8 protein-coding genes are annotated in these 6,532 nt (G+C 73.0%); 3 read left to right on the top strand and 5 right to left on the bottom strand.

Translation table 11 applies throughout. The features are described from left to right. From ABT381_RS15465 to ABT381_RS15455, 3 genes are all read left to right on the top strand, one after another. The coding region (locus tag ABT381_RS15465) for an SDR family oxidoreductase (RefSeq protein ID WP_351593419.1) at positions 1–742 on the top strand (742 nt) is incomplete at its 5' end. A gap of 22 nt (positions 743–764) precedes the next feature. Further along, positions 765–1,379 carry a TetR/AcrR family transcriptional regulator gene (locus tag ABT381_RS15460; RefSeq protein WP_351593416.1) on the top strand — a complete coding sequence of 205 codons (615 nt, stop codon included), beginning with the start codon at positions 765–767 and terminating at the stop codon, positions 1,377–1,379. A gap of 23 nt (positions 1,380–1,402) precedes the next feature. Beyond that, positions 1,403–2,560 (top strand): acetyl-CoA C-acetyltransferase, encoded by a 1,158-nt coding sequence (locus tag ABT381_RS15455; protein ID WP_351593413.1) that lies wholly within the window; start codon positions 1,403–1,405, stop codon positions 2,558–2,560. A 54-nt stretch (positions 2,561–2,614) separates the two neighbouring features. Here the strand turns inward: ABT381_RS15455 and ABT381_RS15450 are convergent, their stop codons facing one another. The 5 genes from ABT381_RS15450 to ABT381_RS15430 are packed head-to-tail and all read right to left on the bottom strand — an operon-like array spanning position 2,615 to position 6,521. Further along, entirely contained in the window at positions 2,615–3,211 is a 597-nt protein-coding gene (locus ABT381_RS15450) for a Dabb family protein (RefSeq protein ID WP_351593410.1), read from the bottom strand. Continuing rightward, positions 3,208–3,558: a hypothetical protein gene (locus tag ABT381_RS15445; RefSeq protein WP_351593408.1), complete on the bottom strand. Its 351-nt coding sequence runs from the start codon at positions 3,556–3,558 to the stop codon at positions 3,208–3,210. Before ABT381_RS15445 ends, ABT381_RS15450 begins: the two co-directional genes overlap by 4 nt. Then, on the bottom strand, positions 3,555–4,472 hold the full coding sequence (locus tag ABT381_RS15440; RefSeq protein WP_351593405.1) for a TIGR03619 family F420-dependent LLM class oxidoreductase: 918 nt from the start codon (positions 4,470–4,472) through the stop codon (positions 3,555–3,557). The genes ABT381_RS15445 and ABT381_RS15440 overlap by 4 nt, the downstream gene beginning before the upstream one ends. 13 nt (positions 4,473–4,485) lie before the next feature. Continuing rightward, complete coding sequence (locus ABT381_RS15435) at positions 4,486–5,418, bottom strand: tyrosine-protein phosphatase (protein WP_351593402.1); 933 nt, start codon at positions 5,416–5,418, stop codon at positions 4,486–4,488. A gap of 53 nt (positions 5,419–5,471) precedes the next feature. Then, positions 5,472–6,521: an NAD(P)H-dependent flavin oxidoreductase gene (locus ABT381_RS15430; RefSeq protein ID WP_351593422.1), complete on the bottom strand. Its 1,050-nt coding sequence runs from the start codon at positions 6,519–6,521 to the stop codon at positions 5,472–5,474. Positions 6,522–6,532: the final 11 nt, after the last annotated feature.

Raw genomic sequence — 6,532 nt, 5'->3', positions numbered from 1 at the left:
CGGCATCGGCGGCGCCACAGCGCGCCGGCTCCTGGAGGAAGGCGCGCGCGTCGTCCTCTCCGACGCGCACGCCCGCCGGCTCAAGGAGTCCGAGGAAGCGCTCGCCGCCGAGTTCGGCGCCGACCGGGTCGCGGCCCTGCCCTGCGACGTCACGGACGAGGCGCAGGTCGCGGCCCTCCTCGACCTCGCCGAGGAGCGCCACGGCCGGCTCGACATCGTCGTGAACAACGCCGGGCTCGGCGGCACCGCCGACCTGGTCGACATGACCGACGCGCAGTGGGACCGGGTCCTCGACGTCACGCTCAACGGCACCTTCCGCTGCACCCGCGCGGCACTGCGCCGGATGAAGGCCGCGGGCGACGGAATGGACGAGGGAGCGGACAACGGAGCCGACCACGGCGGTGTCATCGTCAACAACGCCTCCGTCATCGGCTGGCGCGCCCAGCGTGGCCAGGCGCACTACGCCGCCGCCAAGGCCGGCGTGATGGCGCTGACCCGCTGCGCGGCGGTCGAGGCGGCCGAGTACGGCGTCCGTGTCAACGCCGTGGCGCCGAGCCTGGCCATGCACCCGCACCTCGCCAAGGTCACCACCGACGAGCTGCTGCAAGAGCTGACCGCGCGCGAGGCGTTCGGGCGGTACGCCGAGCCCTGGGAGGTCGCCAACGTGATCGTCTTCCTGGCCAGCGCGTACTCGTCGTACATGACCGGCGAGGTCGTACCGGTCAGCAGCCAGCGTGCGTGAGCGGCCGGGCGACAATGGGACCGTGCCAACCGCCAAGAAGAAACCCAACGTGAGCCCGTCCCCCGAGCGCCGCCGCGAGCTGCTGGACACCGCAGCGGAGGTGTTCGCCGCGCAGGGCTACAACGCCACCACCGTACGCAAGATCGCGGACGCCGCGGGGATGCTGGCCGGCAGCCTCTACTACCACTTCGACTCCAAGGAGTCGATGCTGGACGAGATCCTCGCCACCTTCCTGGACGAGCTGTGGACCGGCTACGACACCGTGCTCGCCGCCGGCCTCGGCCCCCGGGAGACCATCGAGGCCCTGGTCACCGAGTCCTTCCGGGAGATCGACCGGCACCGCGCCGCCGTCGCCATCTACCAGAAGGAGGCCCGGACCCTCGCCACCCAGCCGCGCTTCGGCTACCTGGCCGACTCGCAGACGAAGTTCGAGAAGGCGTGGCTGGGCACGCTGGAGCGCGGGGTGGCCGACGGCGTGTTCCGCGCCGACCTGGACATCCGGCTCACCTACCGCTTCATCCGCGACACCGTCTGGGTCGCGGTGAGCTGGTACCGCCCGGGCGGACAGCACAGCCCGGAGGAGATCGCCCGCCAGTACCTCTCGATGGTCCTGGACGGCGTCGCCGTACGCACCTGACACCCGACCGAGGAGCAGCCGTCATGGCCGAGGCATACATCGTCGACGCGATACGCACCCCCGTGGGCCGCCGGAACGGCGGGCTCGCCGCCGTCCACCCGGCCGACCTCGGGGCCCATGTACTGGGGGCCCTGATGCGGCGCACCGGCATCGACCCGGCGGCCGTCGAGGACGTGGTGATGGGCTGCCTGGACACCGTCGGGCCGCAGGCCGGCGACATCGCCCGCACCTCCTGGCTGGCGGCCGGGCTCCCCGAGGAAGTACCGGGCGTCACCGTCGACCGGCAGTGCGGCTCCTCGCAGCAGGCCGTCCACTTCGCCGCGCAGGGCGTGCTCTCCGGCACCCAGGACCTGGTCGTGGCGGCCGGCACGCAGAACATGTCGATGATCCCGATCGCCTTCGCCAGCCGGCAGGCCGCCGAACCGCTCGGGCTCACCGAAGGCCCGTACGCGGGCAGCGAGGGCTGGCGGGCCCGGTACGGCGACGCGCCCGTCAACCAGTTCCACGGCGCCGAGCTGATCGCCGAGAAGTGGGGCATCACCCGCGAGGCGATGGAGGAGTTCGCGCTCCGCTCCCACCAGCGGGCCCTGCGCGCCGCCGACGAGGGCCGCTTCGACCGCGAGCTCGTACCGTACGGGGACGTGGCCGCCGACGAGGGGCCGCGCCGGGACACCTCGCTGGAAAAGATGGCGGCGCTGAAGCCCGTGGTCGAGGGCGGCCGGCTGACCGCCGCGGTCTCCTCCCAGGTCTCCGACGGCGCCTCGGCGATGCTGCTCGCCTCCGAGCGCGCCGTACGGGAACACGGCCTCACCCCGCGCGCCCGTATCCACCACCTCTCCGTACGCGGTGAGGACCCCATCCGCATGCTGTCCGCGCCGATCCCGGCCACCGCGCACGCCCTGAAGAAGACCGGCCTGACCATCGACGACATCGACCTGGTCGAGATCAACGAGGCGTTCGCGCCGGTCGTACTGGCCTGGCTGAAGGAGACCGGCGCCGACCCTTCGAGCGTCAACGTCAACGGCGGCGCCATCGCCCTCGGGCATCCGCTGGGGGCCACCGGTACGAAGCTCATGACCACGCTCCTCCACGAGCTGGAGCGCACCGGTGGCCGTTACGGCCTGCAGACGATGTGCGAGGGCGGCGGCCAGGCCAACGTCACCATCATCGAGCGCCTCTGACGCAGGCGGCCCATGTCTTCAGCGCTTCAGTCCTTGCTTCAGTGCTTCAGTGCTTCAGCGGGAGAGCAGGACCGGCTCCGCGCTCCAGCGGAAGACATGGGCCAGCTGCGGCTCCACGATCCCGGCGCCCGGAATCTCGCCGTCGAACCACCGGTCCACGCAGGTCCAGTGGAAGGGGTGGCCGAGATACTCCCCGGTCAGCCCCTCGATGTCCGCGTACTCCTGCTCCCAGACGTGCGTCCACCGGGAGGGCGTGAGCGCCTGGTCCACGCGGCTCAGCGCCCAGGAGCGGATGGTGGAGATATGGCCGGGCATGGCGAGGAGGTCCGCCTCCAGCCGCTCGACGGTACCGCCGGGTGTCCCGGCGCGTACGGCGAGGAGCAGCGTCCGTTTGACGCGCGGGCCGGAGAGGGGGACGACCCGGCCGCGTACGGGAGCGAGGGCGACCGTGTCGAGTGGTTCCGGCAGCCCGAGTCCGGCGGCGAGGGCGACGGGAGACCGGTCCGCCGTCACGTCCCAGGTGGCGCCGCGGCCGCCGAAACTGCCCGGAAGGTCGGAGGCCGCCGACCCGTCCGATACACCGGGCACCCCGCGCACCTCGTTGTACGCCTCGGCTCTTTCGGCCGGGAGCAGTGCCACCCAGCGGGTCATGATGCCGTCCTTTCGCCTTCATCGAGAGCGACCGGCTCCAGTACCTGGCGGTCGCGGTCCAGTGCGATCTCATCGGTACGCGCCCAGAACTCGGCGACCCGGACATCCCCGGCGGACGCCGCGCGCGCAACGAAGAACGCGCCGCTGTCCCGTACCGACCACAGGATCCGGACCGCCACCGTCTCCGGCCCGGTCCAGGTGCGCCAGAGGCGTTCCGCGACCATGCCGCGGCCGCGGGCACCCGGCAGATAGTCGGTGCGCCAGCGCCGCAGCCACGGCTCGACCTCGCCGGCCGGGAGGACGACGAGGTCGAGCACCTGAACCCCGCTCGTGTCGGCTTCGTTCATGACAGCTTCTCCAGGACCTCGGTGCGGTAGCGGTCGATCCGGTCGCGCAGGGCGTCGAGTCCACGGGGGCCCGACAGGCCGTCCGCGCCCCGGATGCGGGGTGCGATGACGAGACGGGTCGCGCCCGCGTCGACGAAGCCGCGTACCCAGGACGGATCCGACGCGCGTGCGCGGTCGCGGGAGCCCGGCCATACCGTGATCTCCACGGCGTCCGCCGGCCGCCCCGCCCGGTGTGCGGCCTCGCGCAGCAGGTCGGCCTGGCGTGTGAAGTCCTCCGGGCCGATCGTGTACGGGAACCAGCCGTCGCCGATGCGGCCCGCCCGGCGAACGGCCGGATCGCTGTTCCCGCCGAGCACCACGGGCACAGCGCCGCTCGCGGGCCGCGGCAGCGAGTGCAGGCCCTCGAAGGAGATGTGCCGCCCCTGGTACGAGGCGGGGCCGCCGCCCCACAGCGCGCGCATCGCGCCGACGCACTCCTCCAGCCGCCGCCCGCGGTCCCGGTAGGGCACGCCGACGGCGGCGTACTCCTCCTTCTGCCAGCCGATGCCCAGGCCCAGCAGCAGCCGGCCGTCGGAGTGCCGGTCGATCGTCGCGGCGCGCTTGGCCAGGACCACCGGGCTGTGCAGCGGGGCGACGATCATCGCGGTGCCGAAGCGCAAGGTGTCCGAAGCGCCGGCGAGGAAGGCGATGGTCTCCAGCGGGTCGGGCATGGGGACGGACCCGGAACTGCCCGGTATCCGGCCGTCGGGGGAGTACGGATAGAGCGGTTCGTACCGGTCGGCGACGGCGACGTGCTCGACCGTCCACAGCGACTCGACGCCGCATTCCTCCAGCGTGCCCGCCAGGTCGCGGAGGAAGCCGCCCGAGGTGATCAGGCCGTCGGTGAACGGTGCCATCATTCCCAGTCGGAGCATGCCGGTATCCCTTTCACTTCACCAGCCGGGCGCGGAGCCCGGCCAGGGTCGACGCGTGCAGGCCGAGGCCGTCGGTGAGATAGCCGTCGAGGCTGCCGTAGTCCTGCTCGACCTGGTCCAGGGCCGCCTGGAGGTAGTCCTCGCGGACCTCGAGGAGCGGGGTGAGCAGGTCCGGGTCCTGCATCAGACCGGCCTTCTTCAGGCCCGCGCGGGTCCTGTCGTCGGCCTGCTCCCGGTAGCCGTTGGAGCGGAGAAAGTCGCGGGTCGCGGCGGCCTCCGGCACGCCGACGGCACGCAGCAGTACGTAACTCAGCCAGCCGGTGCGGTCCTTGCCGGCGGTGCAGTGGAAGAGCAGGGGAGTCCGAGTCCCCTTGCCTGCCGCGATGTCCCTTACGGTCGCGGCGAATTGGCGGCGGGTGTCCGGATCGGTGACGAAGGAACGGTAGGTGGCGCGCATCAGCCGCGCCGCCCGGCCGCCCCCGAGCAGCTTCCGCTGGGTGGCCGGGTCCTTGGCGGCGAGGGCCCGGTTCGTCGTGTCGTTGAGTCCGCTGTCGTCCACGGGGCGGGAGGCGAGGGTGAGGCCGCGGGGGAGCCGGTCGGCGCCGTCGCGCGCGGTCTCGGCCGGGATGCGGAAGTCGACGACGGTACGGAGGCCCAGCGCGGCGAGCTTCGTACGGTCCGCCGGGGCCAGCTTGCCGAGCCCGTCGGCCCGGAAGACCCGGCCGTAGCGGACGTGGTGGCCGTCGGCGGTGCGGTAGCCGCCGAGGTCGCGGACGTTGACGGCGCCATGCAGTGCCACGCGGTGCACGGTGGGGGCCGACGACGAGGGGGCGGGGGAGGTGGCCGGGCGTGGTGGGGCGTCGGCCGCCGTGCACGCGGGGAGGCAGCCGAGGGCCAGGGCGGAGAGCACCACGCCGGCGGTTCTGCGGAGGCGGGTAGCACGCATCGGGGCGGCTCCAGGGGGAGTGGGAAGGTATCCGAGCGGGGCGTGCGGGTCGGTCAGCCCGTGGCGGGCAGGCCGCGGAGAGTGGCGTGGGCCTCCGCCATGACGCGGGCGACCAGCTCCGCACAGGGCGGCAGGTCGTCGATCAGGCCCGCGACCTGGCCCGCCGCCATCACGCCCAGATCCGTACGGCCGTCCACCATCGACCCCTTGAGCAGCATCGGAGTATTGGCGGCCAGCAGCACCTGACTCCACGTCATGTCCTTGCCGTGCCGCATCGCCAGGCCGTCCCTGACCAACTGCGGCCAGGACAGCCCGGATTCGCGCTTGAAGGCCGCGGCGTGGCGCACCGCGCGCAGCAGCGCGGCGGCCCGGCCGGAGCGTTCCAGCGCGTCGACCAGCTCGCTGCGCAGCATCCGGTGGGGGAGCCCGTCGACGGCGGTGGTGAGGGTGATGTCCTTGACGGTCGCGGCCAGGTAGCGGGCCTTGACCGGGTCGGGAACGGTGCTGTCGGAGGTGAGCAGGAAGCGGGTGCCCATGGCGATGCCGGCGGCGCCGTACGCCAGTGCCGCCACCAGACCGCGCCCGTCGCGGAACCCGCCGGCCGCCACGACCGGGATGTCCACCGCGTCCACGACCTGCGGCAGCAGCACGCTCGTGGCGACCTCCCCGGTGTGGCCGCCGCCCTCGCCGCCCTGCACGATCACCGCGTCGGCGCCCCAGGCGGCGACCTTCTCCGCGTGCCGCCGGGCCCCGATGGAGGGGATGACGACCACCCCGGCGTCCTTGAGCCGGGTGATCAGCTCCCGGGAGGGCGCGAGGGCGAAGGAGGCGACCCGTACGCCTTCCTCGATGATGATCCGTACCCGGTCGGCCGCGTCGCCCGCGTCGGCGCGCAGGTTGACGCCGAACGGCGCGTCCGTACGGGAGGCGACCTCGCGGACCGCGGCGCGCAGCCCGTCCACGGTCATGGTGGCCGAGGCCAGGATCCCCAGCGCGCCCGCGTTGGCGGCGGCCGAGACCAGGCGGGGACCGGCCACCCAGCCCATGCCGGTCTGCACGACGGGGTGGCGGACACCGACGAGTTTCGTCAATGCGGTCTCGATGCTGATGTCCG

The sequence above is a fragment of the Streptomyces sp. NPDC000151 genome (assembly GCF_040301705.1).
In the GTDB taxonomy this organism is placed as follows: domain Bacteria; phylum Actinomycetota; class Actinomycetes; order Streptomycetales; family Streptomycetaceae; genus Streptomyces.
The sequence above is the reverse complement of the archived record's forward strand: the minus strand, read 5'-3'. Positions and strand labels throughout refer to the sequence as shown.